Origin of the sequence: Actinoplanes octamycinicus (genome assembly GCF_014205225.1) — a bacterium.
Classification (GTDB): Bacteria; Actinomycetota; Actinomycetes; order Mycobacteriales; family Micromonosporaceae; genus Actinoplanes; species Actinoplanes octamycinicus.
The window spans coordinates 4,152,344-4,174,486 of record NZ_JACHNB010000001.1; the positions used below are offsets into that span (position 1 = coordinate 4,152,344).

The window sequence follows — 22,143 nt, forward strand, 5'->3', positions numbered from 1 at the left end:
AGCCACACCCCGCCATATGAGTGGGCAGCGCGGGCCTGAGCACCCTACCGATCACCTCGACCAAGCCTGGCCGGGCCGCGGTCGTACACCAAATTCTCTTTAAGTAGCGCGGGCCGGGCCCGGCGATCTGGCCGCTGGCGCGTCCAGAACGATCGCCGCGCCCTTCACGGTCCGCGGCTGGTCACCGAAACCCCGACCCGGTCACCGACGTGGCCGGACGGCGGGGACCGTGGGCTCCGAGGACGGCACGGATGGCGCCTGCGCGGTGCCGGCGACCGGACTGTCGCCGGGACGCCGGTGCGCGGATCGGCGCCAGCGGGTGACGGTGAGTTGATCGGACCGTGACGGGTGGGGCTACGGTGGGTCGGGTGGAGAGGATGCCCAGAGTTACTCCGGTGGAGTGGGCCCGGCGGGTCCGTGCCGAGCGGGACCACCGCCGGCTGGAGAGCGCCGACGCGCGGGTCCTGGCCCGGCTGGACCGTCTCGGGCCGGACTGGTTCCTGGTGGATCTGCCGGTCGGCCCGGGGTTCCTGGCGATCGGGCCCGGCGGGACCTATGCGGTGACGGTGGCCGACCACGGCCGTTCCCGGGTGCTGATCGTCGGCGACACCGTGCAGATCGGCGGCCGGCGTCCGCCCTATGTGATCGACGCCCGGCTGACCGCGCGCCGCACCGCCGAGGCGCTCTCCGCGGATCTCGGGCGCGCCGTGCCGGTCACCCCGGTGCTCACCTTCATCGGCTCCGGGGTGATCAGCTTCCACGGCCTGCCCCGCGAGTGCCTGATCGCCACCGACCGCGAGCTGGACCGCCTGCTGCTCGCCGGTGGCGCCCGGCTGAGCAAGGCCACGGTCAAGAAGCTCGCCGAGATCGCCGAGGAGCAGTCCCGCCCCGCCGGCCGCTGACCGCCCCGGCCGCTCACGCCGGAGGCAGCTCCGGCGACGGGACGGCTTTGATGTCGTGTTGGCCGGCGGGAACGACGGGGCGGGCGGCGGGAAGGACGGGCCGTTGCCGGGGATCGCCGGCGAACCGGGCGGTGCGAACGGGTTGGCGCCGTCCGGCGGAGCCACCCGGGCGCTGCCGGAGGTGGGGCTGGCCCGCGGAATCAGGAACGGCGTTCCGCGGTGACCAGGACGGGGGTCTCGCCGGGGGCCTCCGGGATGCGCTCGACGTGGTCCACCTCGACGAAGCCGGCCTTGGCGGCAACCGCGGCGGAGGCTTTGTTGGCGGCGTCGTAGCGGATCGCCACACGCTCCACGCCCGGCAGGGTCAGGGCGACCCGGGTCAGCACCGAGACGGCGGCGGTCATGTAGCCGCGGCCGGCCCACGGGGTGCGCATCCAGTAGCCGATCTCCAGCGTGCCCGGGCCCATCCGGGTCATCAGGCCGATCGAGCCGACCAGGTCGCCGACGGTCGTGAAGATGGCGTAGTTGAACTCGGTGCCGGCCGCCCAGTTGTCCACCGACATCTGGATGAAGGAGAGGCTCTCCGCCAGGCCGTAGCCGTCCTTGGCCCAGGGCAGGAAGGGTTTCAGCTCGGGCAGCGACTCCTGCACCGCGGCCGCGGCCTCGGCGGCCCACTCCGGCTCCCACCGCTTGAGGACCAGCTCACCGGCGTTGATCATTTCAGGTGCTTCCATGGCGGCCACTGTGCCGCCGACCGGCCCGGCAGGCAAACCGATTCGCTTACCGCTTCCGGTCAGACCGGTTTCCGGTACGACCGGAGCCGTCCCCGGGCGCGGCGGAGCGCCCGGTCAGGCGGCTCCGACGCGCCGTTCCGTGAGCCGGAGAGAGCCGGTCAAGCGGCTCGGGGCCGGCGGCTGGGCTTGCCGGCGTACATGGCGGCGTCGGCCTGGGCGATCAACGCGGTGCGGTCGAGTGGGGCGCACGGGGTGGTGCGGGCCGAGCCGATCGTGACGCCTACCGAGACCTGGCCGGTGGCGAGGGGGATCGGGGTGCTGACCGTGGTGGTGATGCGGTCGCGGAGGTCGGCGATCTCGGCGTCGGTGCCGGCCTGGCAGAGGACCACGAACTCGTCGCCGCCCAGCCGGCCCACCGGGCGGCCGGGGCCGGCCAGCTCGGTGAGACGGGTGGCGACGGCGCGCAGCACCTCGTCGCCGGCCGCGTGCCCGTGCCGGTCGTTGACCGGTTTGAAGCCGTCCAGGTCGCAGAGCAGCACGGTGACCGGGTGCGGGCCGGTCAGCGCGCGGTCGATCTCGGCCATCATCCGCCGGCGGTTGAACAGGCCGGTCAGCTCGTCGTGCGAGGCCTGGTAGGCGAGCACCCGCTCGGCCTTCTCGCGCTGCCCGGACAGCTGCCGGAAGCGGATCAGCACCAGCGGGATGACCAGCAGGGTGGCGATCGGCAACTGCGGGCTGGCGGCCTGCTCGCCGCCGCTCAGCGCCTGCGCCGCGGTGATCGCCGGGTTGACGCTGAGCGCCACCCCGAGCCAGCCGAGCCGGAACCGGCCGGCCGGCCGTTCTGCCACCGAGGCCGGTTCGACCGCGGCGGGCGCGCCCGGGTGCACCGCGCCGGCCGCGATGGTCAGGAAGGCGAGCAGCATCAGTACGCCGGACACCGCCCCGCGGTGCGGCGCCCCGAGCGCCCCGGCGGTCAGCGCGGCGCCGGTCAGCACCACGGTGAGCAGCAGATAGCCGAGGGTGACCCGGGCCGCCCCGGACGCCGCCGCGGCCATCCGCAGCAGGCAGCCGACCACCGCGCAGAGCACCAGCACGTCGGTCAGCACCTGGGCCTGGCCGATCGGGGTGGCGTCGGCCGGCAGGTGCGGCTGGAACACCCAGATCCACAGCGCGCCGCCGGCGCAGACCCCGAACATCGCGGCGTCGACGATGCCGCCGGCGTCCGCGCTCATCCGGTGCCGGACCGCCATCGCGGCGCCGATCAGGAACAGCCCGTGCGCGGCGGCGAGGAGCAGGTCGGCCGGGCGGCCCTCGGCCCGGCCGAGGTGCCCGTCGATGATCCAGAACGGCCAGAGCAGCTGATCGACGAGGAGCAGGAGCAGGCCGCCGATCGCCACCAGCCAGGGCCGCCGGTGGGTCAGGTGCCCGGCCAGCAGGGCCAGCCCGAACAGCGCGATGGAGATCGCCACGACCAGCGTGTAGATGACCGCTCGCCATCCCGGCGTGGCCAGGGCGAAGCCGCCGCCCGCGCCCAGGGCGCAGGTCAGGAAGCCGGCGTGGACGATCCACGCCGGCGCGGTGGCGTGTGGCCAGCGCATCCGGTCACCCCTCTCGGCTCGGCGCGTTCCCATCGGCGGGGCCGGGGGTGATCTGAGTGATCGGGGAGCGGCGGCCGGGTCGTCCCGATCGCGACGAGCGGCGCGGGCGGACCAGACGAAAAGATGATATGCCCGAATTCTAGGGAAACTTAACGTAGATCCGGTCAGCCGATCCCCGGCGAAGGAGGTGCCCCCGATGCGCGGTCGTACCTGGAGCTGAAACTCCCCACCGTCAGCTGATCCCCCGGCGAAGGAGGTGCCTCGATGCGCGGTCGTACCTGGAGCTGAAGTTCCCCCACCGTGAGTCCGACGTCGTCTCTGCGGGAAGGAGTTCCCCACATGCGTGGTCGTAGCTGGGCCTGAGCCCCCTCGGAAAGCAGTGGTTTGACCGTCAGCGACGGCGGGCCGTCCCATCTGGACCTGGGACGGCCCGCCGTCGACCTATGTGCAGGGAAGCATCGTTGTCCGAACAGCAGGCCGGGTACCGCGAGATCTTCGCGGTCCGCGAGTACCGCCACCTCTTCGCCGCCAACCTGCTGTCGCTGATCGGCGACCAGCTGACCGCCGTGGCCCTGTCCTTCCTGGTCTACCAGCGGTCCGGCTCGCCGTTGCTGGCCGCGCTGACCTTCGCCGGCTCGTATCTGACCTGGGTGGTCGGCGGCCCGCTGCTCGCGGTCCTGGCCGACCGGCTGCCGCGCCGCCGGGTGCTGATCGGCGCCGACCTGATCCGGGCCGCCCTGGTGCTGCTCATGCTGCTGCCCGGGATGCCGGTGCCGCTGCTGGTGGCGATCGCCTTCGTGGCCAACCTGTGCCGCCCGCCGTTCCAGTCGGCGCGCGCCTCGCTGCTGCCGGACATCCTGCGGGGCGACCGTTACCCGGTCGCGAACGGCCTGGACAACATCGTCGCCGAGGTCACCCAGGTGGCCGGCTTCGCGCTGGGCGGCCTGCTGGTCACCGCCGGGTCGGCGCAGCTGGTGCTGGCCGCCGACGCGGCCACCTTCCTGATCTCCGCGGCGCTGATCACCACCGGTCTGCGCCGCTGCGCGGCGGCCACCGAGATCGCCGCCGAACCGTCCGGTTCCTGGTGGGCCGAGACCACAGCCGGCGTACGGGTGGTCTTCACCGACCGCACCCTCCGGTCGTACCTGCTGCTCTTCTGGCTGGCCTGCCTGGTCTACGCCACCGAGGGGGTGGTCGCCCCGCTGGCCGGCGAGTACGGCGGCGGCGCCCGCACCGGCGGCCTGCTGCTCGCGATGATGCCGGCCGGCGTGGCGATCGGCGGGGTGCTGCTCACCCGGTTCTGCGGCCCGGACCTGCGGGAACGGCTGATGCTGCCGCTGGCCGTGCTCTCCTGCGCCGTGCTGCTGCCGGTCGCCGCCCGGCCGCCGCTGCCGGTGGTGCTGATCCTGCTCTTCGTCAGCGGGCTGGCCGGCGCGTTCAGCATCCCGCTGAACGGCCTCTTCGGCCGGGCGGTGCCGGCCGCCTACCGGGCTCGCGCGTTCGGGGTGGCGATGTCCGGGCTCTGCGCGGTGCAGGGCCTGGCCATGCTCGGCGCCGGCGCGGCCGCCGAGTGGGTCCGCCCGAGCCTGGTGGTCGGCGGCGTCGCGCTGCTGGCGACGCTCGCCGTCCTGGCCGTGCTGGCCGGCTGGCCGACGGTCAGCCGAAGGTGGTGGGCTTGGTCGGGCAGCCGTTCTCGGCCTTCCACTTCTTGACCGCGGCGACCGGCGACTTGTTCTTCCCGGCCTTCCAGGCGTCGAGGTAGGGCCACGGGTAGACGGTGCCGCGCTGGTTCCACCAGTCGCCCGACTTGGCGCACGGCGGGGAGATGCCGAAGTGCAGGTGGCAGGCGCTGGCGTCGCCGGTGTCACCGGTCCGGCCGATGGTCTGGCCGGCGGTGACCCGGGCGCCGACGGTCACCCCGGCGGAAATCTTCTCCAGGTGCGAGCCGTAGTAGCGGACGCCGTCGTCGCCGAGGATCGAGATCGACAGGCCGCCGCGGGTGGCGCCGTCGTTGACCGAGGCCTTCCACTTGTCGACGGTGGTGACCGCCAGCACCTCGCCGTCGGTGACTGCCCGGAACTTGTTGCCGCAGCCGGTGATCAGATCGCTGGCCGGGTAGTCGTGGTGGGTGCGCGCATAGGAGTTGTTGCCGACCACCGGGAAGACGTACGTGAAGGAGGTCGCCTTCTTCGACGCGGACGGGCTGACGCTCGGCGAGGCGCTGGGGCTCGCGCTCGGGCTCGCCGCCGGCGCGCTGGACGCCTCGCTCGGTGCGGCGGCCGCCGAGGAGGCCGGCGCTCCGGAGGCCGAGGCGGTCGAGCCCTCGCTCACGAAGTACGGCTCCTCGCTCTTGTCGCCGCAGGCCGCCAAGGCCAGCGCCGCCGTCATGGCCGCGACTCCGGCCACGAACTTGCGCATGCCGCCGTCCCCTCATCCGCCGTCCGGCGCCGCGGGCGCGACGCCGACCGCCCACTCTAGGGAACTCGGCGTCGGACGGCGACCCGGACTTGTGGGGATTTGCGCCACTGGTGCTCCGGCCGTACCGGAAAGCGGCGATCGGAAGCCGAGCGGACCGGGCGTCTCAGGCGGGCCGGGAGAGGTCGGTGATGATCCGGTCGATCTCGGCGAGGGCGTAGCCGGCCAGCCGTTCCTGGGCGGCGATCGCGTCCGGGTTGCGCTCCTCCAGGTCGCCGAGGACGACGATGTTCTCGTCGTTGAGGGTGGCGGCCGGCGCGGTGTAGTTGAAGCTGCCGATGATGGTCAGCTTGCGGTCGATCACCATCAGCTTGTGGTGGATCTTCCGGACGCCGTTTCCCGGGACGTTCTCGAAGAGCTGCGCCCCGGCCGCCTTGAGCGGCTCGGTGGCGGCCCACCGCTGCGAGCCCTGCCCGCGGTCGAGCACGCCGCGCACCGGGATGCCGGCTCTCAGCATCCACTCCATGGTGTCGTCGATGCCGGACGACTGGGCGAAGGTGAACATCGCGAAGTCCACCCGCTCGTGCGCCTTCAGCATCTGCTTCATGATCTCCATCTCCGGGCCCTGCTCGGGCGCGAAGACCGGCTTGACCCGGATGCCGCCGAGCCGGAACTCCCGGGGCCGCGGCTCGTGCCGCTCGTGCAGGTCGCCGAAGGTCCCGCTGCGCAACCGGGCGAACTCCGCGAGATAGAGCTCGGCCGCGGTCCTGCCGTGCAGCACCACCACGTGGTTCAGGTTGTTGCCCGGCTTGTCCAGCACGTCCGGCGGGTTGGTGCCGGTGTCGGTGTGGGTGAAGTTGGTCGAGCCGGTGAGCACCGCCGCGGTCGGCCGGCCCGGGTCCCGGACCATGAACTTCTGGTGGAAGATGTACGGGTTCAAGTCGGTGACCAGGTCGATCCCGGCGCGCAGCAGGGCCGCGTGGATCACCCGGTTGCCCTCGTTCTCGCCGCCGATCACCCACGGGTCGGCGACCGGTTTCTCCTCCCGCAGATAGTCGCCCTCCAGCACGATCTGCATCCGGACCCGCCGGGCCCGGGCCGCCACGATCGCGTCGGCGATCAGCCGCGAGTCCAGCTCCTGCACCGCGATCAGCAGCCGGGTGGTCGCGCCGTCGATGAAGTCACGAATGACCGCGTCCAGGTCGTCCGGCCCACCGAGCACCGGGGGACCCGCGTAGAACTCGATTCCGCCGAGGTCAGCACCCATGGGGTCAGTCTGCGCCGGGGGCCCGGCGCCGGCCCATCCACCGATCATCCGCCGTCGTTATGGTGATCGGCGTGACGGTGCGCGTGATGGTGGTGGACGACCACCCGATGTGGCGGGACGGGGTGGCCCGGGATCTGGGCGAGGCCGGATACCTGGTCGCCGCCGCCGTCGGTGAGGGACGGCAGGCGCTGCGGGTGGCCCCCGCGGCCCGGCCCGACGTGGTGGTGCTCGACCTGCAGCTGCCCGACCTGTCCGGAGTGGACGTGATCCACGGGCTGCGGGCCGCCGACCCGGCGGTGCGGATCCTGATGCTGTCGGCCAGCGGCGAGCACCGCGACGTGCTCGAGGCGGTCAAGGCCGGGGCCACCGGGTACCTGCTGAAATCGGCCGGCCGGGCGGAGTTCCTGGACGCGGTGCGGCGGACCGCCGAGGGCGACCCGGTGTTCACCCCGGGACTGGCCGGGCTGGTGCTGGGGGAGTACCGCCGGCCCGGGCGGCCGCGGCTGACCGAGCGGGAGACCGAAGTGCTGCGGCTGGTGGCCAAGGGGTTGTCGTACAAGCAGATCGCCGAGCGGCTCGTGCTGTCGCACCGCACGGTGCAGAACCACGTACAGAACACGCTCGGCAAACTTCAGATGCACAACCGGGCCGAGCTGGTCCGTTACGCCCTGGAGGAGGGCATCTCCTGAAGGCCCTCGACCAGCTGCTCCCGCCGCCCGCCGCCCTGGTAGGTGTCCAGCGGGACCGCGTCGCAGCCGGCGCCGGCGCAGCGCCACACCGTCTCCCGGCGGAACCCGCCGAGGTCGCCGCCCAGGCTCACCCGTAACCCGTCCGGCGGGGCCGACGTCACGGCCGCCGCCACATAGGTGACCCGGCCGCGCGCGGCCCGGGATGGTGTCAACGGCGGCGTGGCAGCCAGAACTCCACCTCGGTGCCCTCGCCCGGCCGGCTGTCGACGGTCATCGTCCCGCCCAGGTCGGCCACCCGGCCGCGCATCGACTGGGCGACGCCGAGCCGCCCGTCACGTTCCGCCTCGGCGAGCCGGCCCGGCGCGATCCCGGCCCCGTCGTCCCGGACCGTCACCCGTACGCCGTCGCCCTCGTCCTCCAGCAGCAGCCAGGCGTGCGCGCCCGGACCGGCGTGCCGCCGGACGTTGTCCAGCGCGGCCCGCACCGCCGCGATCAGCTCCCGGCCGTCGTCGCCGGGCAGCGGCACCGCCTCGGCCGGGGTGGCCACCTCGACCCCCGGACCGGCCAGCTCGGACAGCGCCGCCCGCAGGTCGACGCCATCCGCCCGGCTCACCGGCGGGACCAGCGTGCCGCCCCCGGCGAGCAGCCGGCGCAGCGCCGACTCCTGCTCGCCGGCCAGCGTGGCCAGATCGGCCAGCGCGGTGCCGGCCGCGGCCGGCTCGGCGCCCTGCCGCTGCACCATGGCCAGCACCTGGAGCACCCCGTCGTGGATCGGGCGGGCCAACCGGTCCCGCTCCGCGGCGGCCGCCTCCCGGCGGATCTCCTCGGCCCGTTTCCGCTCCGCCCAGCGTTCGGTCAGGTAGTGCGCGAGCCCCAGACCACCGACCGCGGCGCCGGCCACCAGCAGCAGCACACCGGAGGTGTTCAGGTGCCGGGCCGCGTTCAGCGTGTCCGACGCGGGCCGGCCGTCGCCCTCCAGATAGGTGGCCTGCAGCAGCAGCGCGGCGCTGGCCGCCATCATCCCGGCGACCGGGCCCAGCATCGCCGGCACCGAGCCGCGCCGGGCCAGCACCGGCACCGTCGCGCCGGCCGTCGCGGTCACCGCCGCGACCACCACGACCAGGATGATCAGCGCCGGGACCACCCGGTGCTGGGTGCCGATCCGGCCCGGGTCGCCGGTGGTGGCCGAGTAGGCGATGAACAGCGACGTCGCGGCGAGCACGCTCAGCGTCCCGGCGGCGGCGACCCGCCAGCGGGTGATCGCGGCCAGCACGCCGATCGCCGTCCCGGCCAGCAGGCCCGACCAGCGGGCCGCGGTCTGACCCTCCAGCGCGAAGAAGGCCAGCAGCAGCGGCGTGCCCAGCGCGGCCTGGGCGAGGGCCATGGTCAGCGCGGCGCCCAGCGACCACAGCCCGGCCGCCGCGGCCAGCCCGGCGGCCAGCACCAGGGACGCCCCGCCGGCCAGCGCGTTCTCCACCCACGGGTGCCGGAACAGCACCGACGAGTCGATGCCGAGTAGGGCGGCGACCTGGCCCCGGGTCACCATCGACAACGGGATCACCAGGAACAGGGTGGCCGCCGCGACGATCACCGGCCGGGCCCGCGGACCGCGCTCGCCGGGCCGCACCCGCCAGGCGAAGGCCAGCACCCCGAACAGCGCCACGGCCACCACGGTGGCCTGGAACAGCTGGTGGTCGTGGTGCCGCATGGTGCCGCGGCCGATCAGCCCGGCGGAGAACAGCCGCAGACCCAAGGCCACCACGGCGATCGCCGTGCCCCACCGCGGCACGCCGTCCCGGATCAGGCCCTGCGCGCCGGCCAGCACCCCGATCAGCGTGAACGACAGGGTCAGCGGCACGGCGAGGATCGGCAGCGGCACCACGTGCAGCGTCGTCCCGGCGGTCAGCAGCCCGGCCGCCAGCAGCTGCCACGGCCACCAGCGGACCAGCAGCAACGCCACCACCACCGCGGCGACCTGCGGGAAGACCACGACCACGGCCGCCGCCCGGGGCATCCCCGAGTAGTAGTCGCTGCCGAACGGGGCGACCAGGCTGAGCCCGCCACCCACCGACGCCGGCTGGGTGGCCAGCAGCAGGCAGCCGCTCAGAGCGGTGACGATCGCCGGCCATCGGTAGCCATTCATGGCGGAGATCATCGCTGATGACAGAGATTCCGGTGTGCGCCCGGATGTGGCAGGCGCGGCGGACGTCCGTCCGGGCGGTACTCGAAGTGCCACCACTCGTTGTCGTAGACCCGGTAGAGGCCGTGCAGCGCCCCGTGTCGCTCCAGCCACCGGGCCCCTTCGGTGGGGCGGACGTCCATCGCCGTGCCGGCCACATGCCGGGACTCCTCGGGCGGCAACACCCACCGCCGGGCCTCGGCCACCGAGCCGCAGCGGCGCACCTCGGCGAGGTACAGCGCGGTCTGGGTGTCCCGGTCCCGGTGCCCGGAGGTGAGGCCGATCAGCTCGCCGTGCCGCCACAGCGCCCGGGTGCGGGCCGCCTCGAACGCCGCCCGGGCGGCCGGGGCCAGCCCGTCCAGGTTCTCCGCCGGGAAGCGCGCGGCCAGCGCCCACCGGCAGGCGGTCTGCCGGGCCCGCCCGGGGGCGACCAGGGCGGCGACCGGCGAGAGCGCGAAGGCGAGCATCCGGGTGGCGGCGGCGTACACCGGGTCGCGGCGGCGCACCGGCTCCACCGCACCCCGATCCGTGTCGTGCACAAGCATGTACTCAAGATCCCGGCTGGCCGCCCCGGCTTCATGAGTACGGATACTCAGAAATCCACGATCCGCTTCGGGTCCGCGGTGAGCCCGGCCGGACGGGTTGACGGGGCGGGCGGGCTCCGATACTCATGGGTAACAAAGCTCGGAAGGCTGGTGAGACGTCATGGCCGACGTGACCCGCACGGCGTACCGCACCTGTCCGCTCTGCGAGGCCGCCTGCGGCCTGGAGCTGACCGTCACCGGGGAGGAGGTCACCGCGGTCCGCGGCGACCGGGAGCACGTCTTCAGCCACGGGTTCATCTGCCCGAAGGGCGCGACCTTCGGGCGGCTCGCCGACGACCCGGACCGGTTGCGCCGGCCGCTGGTGCGGCGACCGGACGGGCGGCACGAGGAGGTCTCCTGGGACGAGGCGTTCGCCGCGGTGGAGGCCGGGCTCCGGCCGATCCTGGAGCGGCACGGGTCGCAGGCCGTCGCCGCCTACCTGGGCAACCCGAACGTGCACACGATGGCCGGCGGCCTCTACCTCACCCCGCTGCTCAAGGCGCTCGGCACCCGCGCCATCTTCTCCGCCAGCACCGTCGACCAGATGCCCAAGCACGTCTCCTGCGGCTATCTGTTCGGCAGCCCGCTCGCCATTCCGGTTCCCGACCTGGACCGCACCGACTTCCTGCTGATGCTCGGCGCCAACCCGTGGGAGTCGAACGGCAGCCTGGCCACCGCCGCCGACTTCCCCGGCCGCCTCAAGGCGATCCAGGCCCGCGGCGGCCGGTTCGTGGTGGTCGACCCGCGTCGCACCCGGACCGCCGACGCCGCCGACGAGCACCTGTTCATCCGGCCGGGGACCGACGCGTTCCTGCTCTTCGGGATGGTGCACACCCTGTTCGACGAGGAGCTGACCGCGCTCGGGCGGCTCATCCCGTACGTCAGCGGGCTTGACCTGGTCCGTGAGCTGGCCGTGGGCTTCCCGCCGGAGAGAGTCGCCGCGGTCTGTGATGTTCCCGCGGAGCGGATCCGCGGGCTGGCCCGCGAGCTGGCGGCGGCGCCGACCGCGGCGGTCTACGGGCGGATCGGCACCTGCACGGTCGAGTTCGGCACGCTGACCAGCTGGCTCGTCGACGTGCTGAACGTGCTGACCGGCAACCTGGACCGGCCCGGCGGGGTGATGTTCCCGCTCGCCGCGCACCTGCGGCAGCACACCGAGCCGGGCGGCAAGGGCTTCACCGTCGGCCGCTGGCACAGCCGGGTCCGCGGCCTGCCCGAGGTGAAGGGCGAGCTGCCGGTCGCGGTGCTGGCCGAGGAGATCGACACGCCGGGCGAGGGGCAGGTCCGGGCGCTGCTCACCGTCGCCGGGAACCCGGTGCTGTCCACCCCGAACAGCGGCCGCCTGGACCGCGCGCTGGCCGGCCTGGAGTTCATGGTCAGCGTCGACCCTTACCTGAACGAGACCACCCGGCACGCCGACGTGATCCTGCCGCCGCTGGACCCGACCCGGAAGGGGCACTACGACTTCTCCTTCCTGGCGCTCGCGGTGCGGAACTTCGCCGCCTACTCGCCGCCGGTGCTCGCCGCCGAGCCGGACACCCTGGACGAGTGCGACATCCTGGCCAGGCTGATCCAGATCGTCACCGGCCGTCCCGGCGATCTGCACGAGCAGCTGCTCGGCGGCGCCCTCCGGAAAGTCGCCGACGTGCTCGGCCAGGAGGCGGACGACCTGCGGAAAAAGGTGGTCGGCGACGGGCCGGCCGAGCGGCTGCTGGACGTGGCGCTGCGCACCGGGGCCTACGGCGACTGGTTCGGCGCGGTCCCCGACGGGCTCTCCCTGCAGCGGCTCCTGGACGCCCCGCACGGTGTCGACCTGGGCGCGCTGAAACCGCGGATCCCGGAGGTGCTGCGCACCCCGAGCGGCACCATCGAGCTGTGCACGCCGCCGCTGGCCGCCGAGACCGCGCGGCTCCGCGAGGCCCTCGACCGGCCGCGGCCCGGACTGGTTCTGATCGGGCGCCGGCATCTCCGGTCGAACAACAGCTGGATGCACAACGTGCCGGCGCTGGTGAAGGGCCGGGACCGCTGCACGCTGCAGGTCCACCCGGACGACGCGGCCCGGCTCACCCTGGCCGACGGGGCGTCGGCCGAGGTGACCTCGCGGGCCGGGTCGCTGTCCGCCCGGGTCGAGGTGACCGATCAGGTGATGCCCGGGGTGGTGAGCCTGCCGCACGGGTGGGGGCACGATCTGCCGGGCGTGCGGCTCGCGGTCGCGGCGGCCCATCCCGGGGTCAACTCCAACGTGCTGACCGATGAGCTGGTGGTCGATCCGCTCTCCGGCAACGCGGTGCTCAACGGCATTCCGGTCGAGGTCAAACCCGTTTGAGCTTTCGGTACGGGGTGGTGCCCGTGCCCCGTGCCTATTCGTGGCCGGGCGGCAGCTGATCGGCGCGCCCGGTCTGCCCGGCGGTCGCGAGGTCCGTCTCCCCGGCGGCCGTGCGGTCCGTCTCCCCGGCGGCCGTGCGGTCCGTCTCCCCGGCGGGTGTCAGTCGTCCGGCGCGCCGGGCTATGTCGGTGGCGGTCTCGGTGACCTGGGTGGCGACGTCGTGCAGGCGGGCGCGTGCCGTCCGGTCGGGGATGGACTCCGCGCGGTGGTGCAGGCACGCCTCGGTCTCCTCCAGCTCCGCGGCGGTGGCCCGCATGGTCTCGGCGGTGCGCTGCCGTTCTCTGCTACCCATGATCTTCCGGTACCCATCCTTCCCGGGGATCTCACCTTCCTCGTGCGTCCCGGACATGGGTCCCTCGACCCGGATAATCTGGGCCGGATGGGCTAGATTTTCGAGCGCGGGTCGATTAGAGTTCTTTGTGTTGACAGCAGAGATCAGTTGACGACGCTGACGATGCAGGCCGAGCTACAGCAGGGCCCGGAGGTTCGTGGCTCGCTCGGCCCGCACACTTCGGGGCCCCAGTCGCCCCGCGGCAGGACGCTCGTCGCACGTGTGTGGGGCCATGAAGTCGCGTGGGGCTCCGCCACCGGCGAGCAGCACAGGAAAAGGTAAAGCAGAGGAAAGGGAGGGCAGGACACCGTTGGATCGCCCGCCACCGAGGTGGCGGACACCGCAGTTACCTTCGATTGAGAGGTGGTCTCCGGTCACGCATATGCGATCCCCGCAGCTACGGCCCTCGATGGCAGTGGGTGCGGATCTGACAAGCCGGCGAACCTGCCGGTGAATGGTGTTTCAACCCGTAAACCCTGGGCCCCGGCGCTTGCGCCGGGGCCCTCGTCATGGAGAGGTGTAAGTGGCCCAACCCGACGACATGTTCGGAGACGACGACTACCCCGCCTACACGATGGGCCGCGCCGCCGAGATCGTCGGCGCCTCGCAGGACTTCCTGCGCCGGCTCGACGAGGAAAAACTGATCACCCCGTTCCGGTCGGCCGGTGGTCACCGCCGGTACTCCCGCCACCAGCTGCGGCTGGCGGCGCGGGCACGCGAGATGGTGGACCAGGGCACGGCTCTGGAGGCGGCCTGCCGGATCATCAGCCTCGAGGATCAGCTCGAGGCAGCCCTGGAAGAAAACCGCAAACTGCAACGCGACCGGTCGTCGGAGACGGCCTGATCGCCTTCCCGCTTACGGTCCTTCGCCACCCCGCGAGGGACCGTTCGTCGTCTCCGGCCCGCCGCTGTCCGGCCCGGTACCGTGGTCTCCCGCCCGCCGACTGTCCTGCCCGGCCTCGCGGTCTCGGGCCCGCCACCGTCCTGGCGCCCCGCGAGCCTGTCCGACCTCGTCCTTGGCCGGACCTCGCCGGCCCGCGCCGAACCGCGCCGTCCGTGGCGAGGGCCGGGCTCGGGTCGTGACGGGGCTCCCGCTGCCCGGTGCCCGCGTTCTCCGGTGCCCGCGTTCTCCGGTGCCCGCGTTCTCCGGTGCCCGCGCTCCCGGTCCCCGCCCACCCTTGGGGGAGCCGCCCGAAGACAGTGTGACGCGGAAGCGGGATCTTGCGAGGCCGGACTGTGGACAACGCGCTGATGTGGATGACGCGCCGAGGACCCGGCGGCGGTTGCCACGAGTGACCGGCGGAGTCAGCGAGGACTCCGCGAGTGGTGGTCAGGGCTGGCGGGTCAGCGGTCGTCAGCTTCGGCGGAGGGTGCGCAGGGCGGTGACGAAACCGGGCAGCGCGCCCCCGAGGTCCGCGAAGAAGGCGGCGTCACAGGCTTCGACGGCGACGACGGCGCGGTTGGCCAGGTCGCGGCCGGCTTCGGTGACGGCGACGGCTCGGGCTCGGCGGTCTGCCGGATCCGGGGGGCGGTGCACCAGGTTGCGGGACTCCAGGGTGCGGAGCACCTGGGAGGTCATCATCGGGTCGGTGGCGGCCATGCCGGCCAGGGCTTTCTGGGTCACCGGGCCGGAGGCCTGCAGGTAGGTGAGGGTGGCCAGCAGGACGAACTGGACGTGGGTGATGTCGAACGGCTTCAGCGCGGCCCGCTGGGCGGCCTGCCAGCGGTTGGTGACCTGCCACAGCAGCAGGCCGGGGCTGTCGTCGGCGCTCTCGTGCGCGGTTGCCAGGGTCATGCCGCCACCCGTCCGGACTGCGGTCGGCGGTCGGTGACCGACCGAAGCGGTGGTGCGGGGCTCATGCCGCCGCCCGTCCGGACTGCGGTCGGTGGTCGGCGACCGACGGAAGCGGTGGTGCGGGGCTCATGCCGCCGCCCGGTCGGCCAGCATGGCGGTGCGGATGCGGGTGAAGTCGCCGTCGGTGAGGGGGACCAGGCCGCGGCGCAGCTGGGCGCCCCAGCCGGGCTGGGCAGTGAGGTCCAGGCGCAGCGAGCGGACCGGTGTCTCGATCACGTCCGGAAGGTAGTCGATCCGGCGCCGCCACGGGTGGAAGTCGCCCTCGTCGGCCTGCCAGATCTCGCCGTCGGGGACCTCCCCGAGCGCGGTGAACGCCTGCAGCGGCTCGCCGTCGCGCAGGCTGGTCCGCGGCGAGTAGTAGACCAGCCAGTCGCCGGGTGCCAGGCGGGCCAGCCCGCTGCGCTTGCCGTGGTCGAGCTGGGCGATCCCGAGCCGGACGCCCCGCTGGACGTGGTCCCGGCACACCACGCCGAGCCAGTGGTTCATGCCGGCACCTCGGCCTGGTGTGCGGCGCGGGCGGCGGCCTCGAGACGGGTGAGGTCGCCGTCGATCCCGGTGGCGATGCCCTTGCCGAGGATGGCGGTCCAGAGGAAGGCGAGCGGGCCGGCGATGGTGACCCGGACCGCGACGGTGGTGTGCCCGTCCTCCTCGGTGACCAGGTGCTGGAAGGTCAGGCGCGCGCCGAGCAGCAGCGAGACGTCGGTGAACTCGCGGCCCGGGATCAGCGACGTGACGACGAACCGGGTGACCGGGCCGCCTCTCGGCTTCAGCCGGCCGGTGGCGCCGGTGCCGAACGGGCCGTCGAGCCGGACCCACTCGGTGTCGGTGTTCCACTCCGGCCAGGTGGCCATGTCGGCCCAGCGGTCGAAGAAGGCCTGAGCCGGGACGTCGGTGGTGAGCTGAGCGGTGGCGATCGTCTTCATGAAATTAGTATGCGCGCTTACTATCTCGCCGTCAAGACGGCGGTGGCCCGGACCTCCCGAGGTCCGGGCCACCGCTGGGAGCCGTCCGGTCAGGGGCGCATCTCGTAGGCGCCCACCAGGGACAGAACCTGCTCCCAGACCGCCGCGGTGCGTGCCTCGTCGGCGACCGGCCGGCGCACGTTCGCGAGCGCCCACGCCGCCTGCTCCGCGGTGGTCGCGGTCTTGCCGTGCAGGTCGGTCGCGTGCGCCGAGAAGTCGCGGACCAGCACCGCGAAGATCTCGTCGAGCAGGTGCCGGTCCAGGCCGGTCAGCTCGGCCTGCTCCAGGATCAGCTGGCCGTAGACGACCAGCGCGAACAGCTGCCCGACCGAGAGCAGGAAGTCCAGGTCGGCGTGCTGCTCCTTGGCGACGTCCAGCTCGCACAGCGCGTCGGCCTGCTGGCGGAACTCGGCCACGTTCGGCAGGTCGGCGAACCGGTCGTAGGCGATCCGCCAGTCGTGGAAGCGGATCGCGCCGAGCCCGCGGGCCGGCCCCTGCCGGAACAGGAACTCGTCGTCCGAGGCGTCGGTCCGGGTCGGCACCTCGTCGAACGCGGCCGGATGGTGCAGGTAGTTCGGCATGAACTTGAGGATCAGCGCCAGGTTGACGTGCACCGTGCCCTCGAGTTTCGGCAGGCCGCGGATGTCCATCGCGGCCTTGTCGAAGTAGGTGTCCGCCTCGAAGCCCTTGGCCGCGATCACGTCCCACATCAGGTCGATGACCCGCTCGCCCTCGGTGGTCACCTTCATCTTGGTCATCGGGTTGAAGAGCAGGTAGCGCCGGTCGTCCGGGCCGGCCGAGCGGAAGTAGTCGACGGCCCGGTCGCTGAACAACTTCATCGCGACCAGCCGGACGTACGCGTCGGCCAGCTCCCGCCGCACGTGCGGGAAGTCGGTGACCGGCTTGCCGTAGAGGATCCGGCGGTGCGCGTGGGTGACCGCCTCGTACATGGCGTGCTCGCAGATGCCGATCGCGGCGGTGCACAGATTGAACTTGCCGATGTTGACCGTGTTCAGCGCGGCGTCGAAGGCGGCCTGCCCGGTGTGCAGGACGTCCTCCTCACGCACCGGGTAGTCGCGCAGCTCGAACGTGCTGACGTACATCTGCTTGTTCACGACGTTCTTGATCAGGTGGTAGGCCGGGTGGCGGCTGTCGGCCTTGAAGAAGACGTAGCCGTCCGTGGTCTTGCCGAACACCGACACCAGCCCGGCGACATTTCCGTTGCCGATGTAGTACTTCGTGCCGTTGGCGACATATCCAGAGTCGGTGGGCGTCAGGACCATGTCCGTCGAGTAGATGTCCGCCCCGTGGCTGCGCTCGGACAGGCCGAACGCCATCACGTGACCGTCGTCGAGCAGCTCGGCGGCCTGCGCACGAGCTGCTTGGTTGGCGCTCTGCCAGACCGGGCCGAGCCCGAGCACGGTGACCTGCCAGACGTACCAGTAGTCGAGGCCGTAGAACCCGAGGATCTCGCTGAGCGCGGCGTTGCGGGCGGTGTCCCACCGCTTGGCCCCGGAGCCGTCGGAGGACGGCGTCAGGAACGTCGCGAACAGCCCCTCCTTGGCGGAGAAGGCGAGGAAGTCGTCGTACCAGGAGCGGTTGATGTACCGCTCGATCAGCGCCTTCTTGCCGCGCTCCTCGAAGAAGTCGACGGTGGCCCGCAGCAGCCGCCGGGTCTCCGGGTCGAACTGATCGAAGTCGGACGTGTTCGGGTTGAACAGCACTGTTCAGGATTCCTCTCGGAGATGACGGAGCGTGGTGAGGACCTCGTCCAGCCAGTCGAGCAGCATCCGCTCGTAGGCGATGCCGCCGCGCAGCACGACGTGCTGCAACCGGTCACCGGCGCTCAATGACGAAACATCGGGGAAGTCGCGTTTCTCGCCGGCCAGGTAGCGGGCCAGCAGCTCTTCGTGCTCCGCGCGATACCGGACCACCTCGTCGATCAGCGTGGCCCGCCCGGCCGGGTCGTCGAAGGCGGCGCCGCGCACCTTGACCGCGAGATCGTGCCGCACCGCCTCGGGCTGCACCGGCTCGTGCAGCCACCCGGTCAGCTCCGCCCGCCCGGCCGCGGAGACCGAGAAGGTCCGCTTGTCCGGCTTGCCCTCCTGGCCGACCTCGACCGCGGTGACCCAGCCGTCCGCCTCCATCCGCTTCAGCACCCGGTAGATCTGCTGGTGGGTGGCGGTCCAGAACCGGCCGATGGACCGCTCGAACCGGCGGGCCAGCTCATATCCGGATCCGGGCTGCTCCAGCAGGGAGACCAGGATCGCGTGCTCCAGCGCCATGCCCGCATCCTGCTATGCAATTCGTTGCATAGCAAGCGGGGTGCCGCCCGGCCCGACCGCGACCGGGCGGGGGCGGCGCCACTCATGGAAACCCGCGCCGGTGCGGATTACTGTGCGGACATGGAGGACGGTCTCTTTCCCGCCGACGCGGTGGTCCGCCGGGTGGCGGGCGAGAGTCTGCTCCTGGCCGGCGGCGGCCGGGCGACCCTGTTGCAGATCGCGCACCCCGCCGTCGCCCAGGGGGTGTATGAGCACAGTGACTTCGCCGAGCGCCCGCTGGACCGGCTGCGGACCACGTTGAGCTACGTCTACGCGGTCCTGTTCGGCACCCGGGCCGAGGCCCTCGCGGTCAGCCGGGCGGTCACCACCCTGCACCGCCGGGTGGTCGGCCCCGGGTACGACGCCGGCGACCCCGGCCTGCAGGTGTGGGTCAACGCCACGCTGTTCGACACCGCGACCCTGCTCCACCAGCGCCTCTTCGGGCCGCTGCCGCCGGCCGACCTGGACGTCTGCTACCAGCAGTACAGCGTCCTGGCCACCTCGATCGGCTGTCCCGAGGACGCCTGGCCGGCCGACCGGGACGCCTTCGGGCGCTACTGGGACCAGATGATCCGGACGCTCCCGGTCGGTGCGCCGGCCCGGGAGATCGCCACCGCCCTGCTCCGCCCGCGGAACCTGCCGGTCGCGCTGCGTCCCGGCATCCCGCTCCACCGGTTCGTCACCGTCGGGCTGCTGCCCGCGCCGATCCGGGCCGGTTACGGCTTCACCTGGTCGGCGCGACAGCAGCGGCGGCTCGACCGCGCCCTGTCCGTCACCTCGGCCGTCTATCCCCGCCTGCCGGTGCGTCTGCGGCACGGGCTCAAGGACCACTACCTGCGCGATCTTCGACAGCGAATGGCTGGAAGGAGACAACCTCGATGGACTCCTCGCTCGCCCAGCGGTGCGCCGACACCGCCCGGGGCCTGACCGTTCCCGCTCTGCTGCACCGCAACGCCACCGAGTTCGGCGACCTGCCGGCGCTCAGCACGCTCGGGGCGCCCGGCACGCTGACCTGGCGCGAACTGCGCGACCGGGTCGCCGCCACCGCCCGCGGCCTGGCCGAACTCGGCCTCGGCGCCGGCGACCGGATGCTGATCATGATGTCCAGCCGGGTCGAGCACTGGCTGGTCGACCTGGCCGCGGTGCACCTCGGGGCGATCCCGTCCACCGTCTACGCCACCCTCGCGCCGGCCCAGCTCAACTATCTGGCCCAGCACAGCGGCGCCCGGATCCTGGTTCTGGAGGACGAGGCCGACCTGGCCAAGTGGGAACCGCTGCCGGAGCACGTGGAGCACGTCCTGCTGCTGGACCGGGACCTGCCCCGGCTGGCCGCGCAGCCGGCCGACCCGGAGACCTTCGAGAAGACCTGGCGGGCCGTCCAGCCGGACCAGCCGGTCACCCTGCTCTACACCTCGGGCACCACCGGCGACCCGAAGGGCGTGGTGCTCACCCACCACAACGTGATCTACCAGTCGGTGGTGCTGGAGGCGACGGTGGAGACACCGGACCACGCGCCGTCGCTGGCCTACCTGCCGCTCGCGCACATCGCGGAACGGATGCTCGGCGTCTACAACGCGATCTACCGGGCCGGGCACGTCACCATCTGCCCGGACCCGGCACAGCTGCTGGCCGGGCTGATCGCGGTCCGGCCGATCTCGTTCTTCGGGGTGCCGCGGATCTGGGAGAAGTTCGTGGCCGGCATCCAGGCCCAGCTCGCCGCGGCCGACCCGGCGGTCCGCAACGCCGTCGACACCGCCCGCGAGGTGGCGTTGCAGGCCTACAAGCTGCGCGAGGCCGGGCAGCCGCTGCCGCCCGAGCTGGCCACCCGGCTGGACCTGGTGGACACCCGGGTGCTGCGGCCGCTGCGCGCCAGGCTCGGTCTGGACAACGTGGTCTGGCCGGGCAGCGGGGCCGCCCCGATCCCGGTCGAGGTGCTGCTCTACCTGGCCGGCATCGGCATCGACGTGCTCGAGGTCTGGGGGATGACCGAGACCACCGGGACCGCCACGCTCAACACCCCGGGCAGCTTCCGGACCGGCTCGGTCGGCCGGGTCAACCCGGGCATGGAACTCAAGCTGGCCGAGGACGGCGAGATCCTGGTCCGCGGGCCGCTGGTCTGCGCCGGCTACCTGCGGCCGGACGGCGGCGTCGAGCCGGTCACCGACGCGGACGGCTGGCTGGCCACCGGGGACGTCGGCACGCTGGACGCCGACGGCTTCCTGACCATCACCGACCGGAAGAAGGAACTGATCATCAACTCGGCCGGGAAGAACATCGCCCCGGCCCAGATCGAGAACCTGCTGCGCGCCCACCCGCTGATCGCCCAGGCGGTCGCGATCGGCGACCGCCGGCCGTACGTCACGGCGCTGATCGTGCTGGACGAGGAGACCGTCCCGGCCTGGGCGGCCCGGCAGGGCATCACCGCGGCGACCCTGGAGGCCCTCGCCACCGACCCGGCCCTGCTCGCCGAGATCACCGCCGCGGTCCGTGCGGCCAACGACCGGCTGTCCCGCCCCGAGCAGGTGAAACGCTTCCACGTCCTGCCGACCGGCTGGACCCCGGAGACCGGCGAATTGACCCCGACCCTGAAACTGCGCCGCCGCGTCGTCCAGGACCGCTACGCCGACGCCATCGACGCGCTCTACGCGGGGTAGGCGGCCGGTTGCGGCCCCGGCTGGCTTCCACGGGTCCCTCGAGGACGGTGTGGGACCCGTGGAAGCCAGCCGGACTCCGCGTGGTCAACGCGGGTGCTCGGCGGGGAAGCCGGCGGCCGGGGCGTCGGCGCCCAGGTCGGACGGGCGGCGGCCGCCGGGGTAACCGGGGTAGGTGCGGTTGCGCGGCGAGACGCCGAGGACCGAGTCGCGGCGGGGCGGGAAGAAGCGGAGCACCCGGGCGCGGGCACGCAAGCCCAGGTCGCCGGTGGCGCCGACCCAGCGGGGTGCGGGCCGGAAGCCGAACGCGCGCAGCATCGGCTCGTCCAGCATGCCGCGGACGGCGAGCCGGACCGCCGGGCGGAGGACGGCCGGGAACCACGCGGCGAACAGGCCGACCGTGTACTCGCCGATCCTCTGGTTGGTCTCCGACCAGACGAACCGCTCGCGCTCGTAGCGCTGCTTGAAGGCCCGGAACTCGGCGTACCCGGCCGGGATCTCGCGGATGCCCATCCGGCGGCCGACCTCGCGGTAGTAGTGGAAGGCGGCGAGCCGCTCGTTCTCGTGCGGCGGGCGCCAGCCGTACCGGTCGAGCCAGTCGATCGGGTCGTAGATGAACGTGGACAGCACGTACAGCATGTCGTCGTTGCTGATCGCGAAGCGGCCGTGCGCCCGGTTGACCAGCTTGAGCGCTTCCCGGCCGCGCGGCGAGTCGTAGCCGTGCGCGGCGATCTCGGCCATCAGCAGCGACGTGTCGTCGTAGCGTTTCTGCGGCCGGTCGCGGAACTCGCCGGTGGCCGCCAGCAGCCGGGAGATGCTCGGCACGCAGTAGGTGCGGAACAGCGCGAACTCCAGCGCGCGGGTGTAGTCCCAGGGGAACTCGCGGCCCGCGGACAGCTGATAGATCTCCAGGTGGTCGCGTTCCGGGTCCAGACCGGCGATCCGGTCCCTGAGCTCCCAACGACGGCGCGGCATCGGTCGATCATCTCCTTGGCCCGGACGGTTCGGATAGTCGATCAAGGCGCTGCCGGCGGCGCGGCACTCCACCGCGGCGCCGGCCCGCTTGCCGAGCACCTTCGCGACCTGAGCATCGGGGACGGCAGTGGCGGATGGCAACCATCCCGGCTGCCGCGATGCCGCCCGATTCTCGCGGATTCCTTTCCGGTACGACCAGTAGCTCGCGGCAGCCGGCTCGCGAGGCTGCGACCCGCGCACGACCGCTGCGCGTGTCGTGCGGGTCCGCCGGCGTACCGCGATGCCTCACCC

The 22,143-nt window shown here is 72.8% G+C and carries 21 protein-coding genes; 7 read left to right on the forward strand and 14 right to left on the reverse strand.

Going from position 1 to position 22,143, the window contains the following annotated elements; translation table 11 throughout:
- Nucleotides 1-377 precede the first annotated feature (377 nt).
- Nucleotides 378-902: a hypothetical protein gene (locus BJY16_RS18605; RefSeq protein WP_185040672.1), complete on the forward strand. Its 525-nt coding sequence runs from the start codon at nucleotides 378-380 to the stop codon at nucleotides 900-902.
- Between the two features lie 200 nt (nucleotides 903-1,102).
- Here BJY16_RS18605 and BJY16_RS18610 read toward each other — a convergent pair whose 3' ends face one another.
- Both BJY16_RS18610 and BJY16_RS18615 read right to left on the reverse strand, forming a co-directional pair.
- Nucleotides 1,103-1,636, reverse strand: coding sequence for a GNAT family N-acetyltransferase (locus BJY16_RS18610; RefSeq protein ID WP_185040673.1), 534 nt, complete (start codon nucleotides 1,634-1,636; stop codon nucleotides 1,103-1,105).
- Between the two features lie 158 nt (nucleotides 1,637-1,794).
- Nucleotides 1,795-3,234, reverse strand: coding sequence for a GGDEF domain-containing protein (locus BJY16_RS18615; protein WP_185040674.1), 1,440 nt, complete (start codon nucleotides 3,232-3,234; stop codon nucleotides 1,795-1,797).
- A gap of 461 nt (nucleotides 3,235-3,695) precedes the next feature.
- Between BJY16_RS18615 and BJY16_RS18620 the strand changes: the two genes are divergently transcribed.
- Nucleotides 3,696-4,946 (forward strand): MFS transporter, encoded by a 1,251-nt coding sequence (locus BJY16_RS18620; protein WP_185040675.1) that lies wholly within the window; start codon nucleotides 3,696-3,698, stop codon nucleotides 4,944-4,946.
- On the opposite strand, the gene BJY16_RS18625 is transcribed toward BJY16_RS18620, so the two are convergent.
- Nucleotides 4,891-5,652 (reverse strand): M23 family metallopeptidase, encoded by a 762-nt coding sequence (locus BJY16_RS18625; protein ID WP_185040676.1) that lies wholly within the window; start codon nucleotides 5,650-5,652, stop codon nucleotides 4,891-4,893. The genes BJY16_RS18620 and BJY16_RS18625 overlap by 56 nt on opposite strands.
- A 163-nt stretch (nucleotides 5,653-5,815) precedes the next feature.
- A complete protein-coding gene (locus BJY16_RS18630) occupies nucleotides 5,816-6,916 on the reverse strand; it encodes a phospholipase D-like domain-containing protein (RefSeq protein ID WP_185040677.1) in 1,101 nt (366 codons plus the stop codon).
- 86 nt (nucleotides 6,917-7,002) lie between these two features.
- On the opposite strand from BJY16_RS18630, the gene BJY16_RS18635 reads away from it, so the two are divergent.
- A complete protein-coding gene (locus BJY16_RS18635; protein WP_185046532.1) occupies nucleotides 7,003-7,605 on the forward strand; it encodes a response regulator in 603 nt (200 codons plus the stop codon).
- Here BJY16_RS18635 and BJY16_RS18640 read toward each other — a convergent pair.
- From BJY16_RS18640 to BJY16_RS18650, 3 genes are read right to left on the reverse strand one after another with little or no spacing between them, the layout of a single operon-like run.
- On the reverse strand, nucleotides 7,578-7,817 hold the full coding sequence (locus tag BJY16_RS18640; RefSeq protein ID WP_185040678.1) for a hypothetical protein: 240 nt from the start codon (nucleotides 7,815-7,817) through the stop codon (nucleotides 7,578-7,580). The genes BJY16_RS18635 and BJY16_RS18640 overlap by 28 nt on opposite strands.
- Nucleotides 7,814-9,748 carry a sensor histidine kinase gene (locus tag BJY16_RS46445; protein ID WP_203759379.1) on the reverse strand — a complete coding sequence of 645 codons (1,935 nt, stop codon included), beginning with the start codon at nucleotides 9,746-9,748 and terminating at the stop codon, nucleotides 7,814-7,816. The genes BJY16_RS18640 and BJY16_RS46445 overlap by 4 nt, the downstream gene beginning before the upstream one ends.
- An 8-nt stretch (nucleotides 9,749-9,756) precedes the next feature.
- Complete coding sequence (locus tag BJY16_RS18650; protein ID WP_185040679.1) at nucleotides 9,757-10,329, reverse strand: D-alanyl-D-alanine carboxypeptidase family protein; 573 nt, start codon at nucleotides 10,327-10,329, stop codon at nucleotides 9,757-9,759.
- A 160-nt stretch (nucleotides 10,330-10,489) separates the two neighbouring features.
- On the opposite strand from BJY16_RS18650, the gene BJY16_RS18655 reads away from it, so the two are divergent.
- On the forward strand, nucleotides 10,490-12,694 hold the full coding sequence (locus BJY16_RS18655; RefSeq protein WP_185040680.1) for a molybdopterin oxidoreductase family protein: 2,205 nt from the start codon (nucleotides 10,490-10,492) through the stop codon (nucleotides 12,692-12,694).
- Nucleotides 12,695-12,728: 34 nt separating this feature from the next.
- On the opposite strand, the gene BJY16_RS18660 is transcribed toward BJY16_RS18655, so the two are convergent.
- Nucleotides 12,729-13,046, reverse strand: coding sequence for a hypothetical protein (locus BJY16_RS18660; protein WP_185040681.1), 318 nt, complete (start codon nucleotides 13,044-13,046; stop codon nucleotides 12,729-12,731).
- Nucleotides 13,047-13,626: 580 nt separating this feature from the next.
- Between BJY16_RS18660 and BJY16_RS18665 the strand changes: the two genes are divergently transcribed.
- Entirely contained in the window at nucleotides 13,627-13,929 is a 303-nt protein-coding gene (locus tag BJY16_RS18665) for a MerR family transcriptional regulator (RefSeq protein ID WP_185046534.1), read from the forward strand.
- A 510-nt stretch (nucleotides 13,930-14,439) separates the two neighbouring features.
- Here the strand turns inward: BJY16_RS18665 and BJY16_RS18670 are convergent.
- From BJY16_RS18670 to BJY16_RS18690, 5 genes are all read right to left on the reverse strand, one after another.
- On the reverse strand, nucleotides 14,440-14,880 hold the full coding sequence (locus BJY16_RS18670; RefSeq protein WP_185040682.1) for a MarR family winged helix-turn-helix transcriptional regulator: 441 nt from the start codon (nucleotides 14,878-14,880) through the stop codon (nucleotides 14,440-14,442).
- Between the two features lie 126 nt (nucleotides 14,881-15,006).
- Complete coding sequence (locus BJY16_RS18675) at nucleotides 15,007-15,426, reverse strand: EVE domain-containing protein (protein ID WP_185040683.1); 420 nt, start codon at nucleotides 15,424-15,426, stop codon at nucleotides 15,007-15,009.
- On the reverse strand, nucleotides 15,423-15,863 hold the full coding sequence (locus BJY16_RS18680) for an SRPBCC family protein (protein ID WP_185040684.1): 441 nt from the start codon (nucleotides 15,861-15,863) through the stop codon (nucleotides 15,423-15,425). The genes BJY16_RS18675 and BJY16_RS18680 overlap by 4 nt, the downstream gene beginning before the upstream one ends.
- An 89-nt stretch (nucleotides 15,864-15,952) precedes the next feature.
- On the reverse strand, nucleotides 15,953-17,626 hold the full coding sequence (locus tag BJY16_RS18685) for an acyl-CoA dehydrogenase family protein (RefSeq protein ID WP_185040685.1): 1,674 nt from the start codon (nucleotides 17,624-17,626) through the stop codon (nucleotides 15,953-15,955).
- 3 nt (nucleotides 17,627-17,629) lie between these two features.
- On the reverse strand, nucleotides 17,630-18,187 hold the full coding sequence (locus BJY16_RS18690; RefSeq protein WP_185040686.1) for a PadR family transcriptional regulator: 558 nt from the start codon (nucleotides 18,185-18,187) through the stop codon (nucleotides 17,630-17,632).
- 120 nt (nucleotides 18,188-18,307) lie between these two features.
- Between BJY16_RS18690 and BJY16_RS18695 the strand changes: the two genes are divergently transcribed.
- Both BJY16_RS18695 and BJY16_RS18700 read left to right on the forward strand, forming a co-directional pair.
- Nucleotides 18,308-19,153, forward strand: a complete 846-nt coding sequence (locus tag BJY16_RS18695; protein WP_185040687.1) for an oxygenase MpaB family protein — start codon at nucleotides 18,308-18,310, stop codon at nucleotides 19,151-19,153.
- Complete coding sequence (locus BJY16_RS18700; protein WP_185040688.1) at nucleotides 19,105-20,880, forward strand: AMP-dependent synthetase/ligase; 1,776 nt, start codon at nucleotides 19,105-19,107, stop codon at nucleotides 20,878-20,880. Before BJY16_RS18695 ends, BJY16_RS18700 begins: the two co-directional genes overlap by 49 nt.
- Before the next feature lie 84 nt (nucleotides 20,881-20,964).
- On the opposite strand, the gene BJY16_RS18705 is transcribed toward BJY16_RS18700, so the two are convergent.
- Entirely contained in the window at nucleotides 20,965-21,852 is an 888-nt protein-coding gene (locus BJY16_RS18705; protein ID WP_185040690.1) for an oxygenase MpaB family protein, read from the reverse strand.
- Nucleotides 21,853-22,143 lie beyond the last annotated feature (291 nt).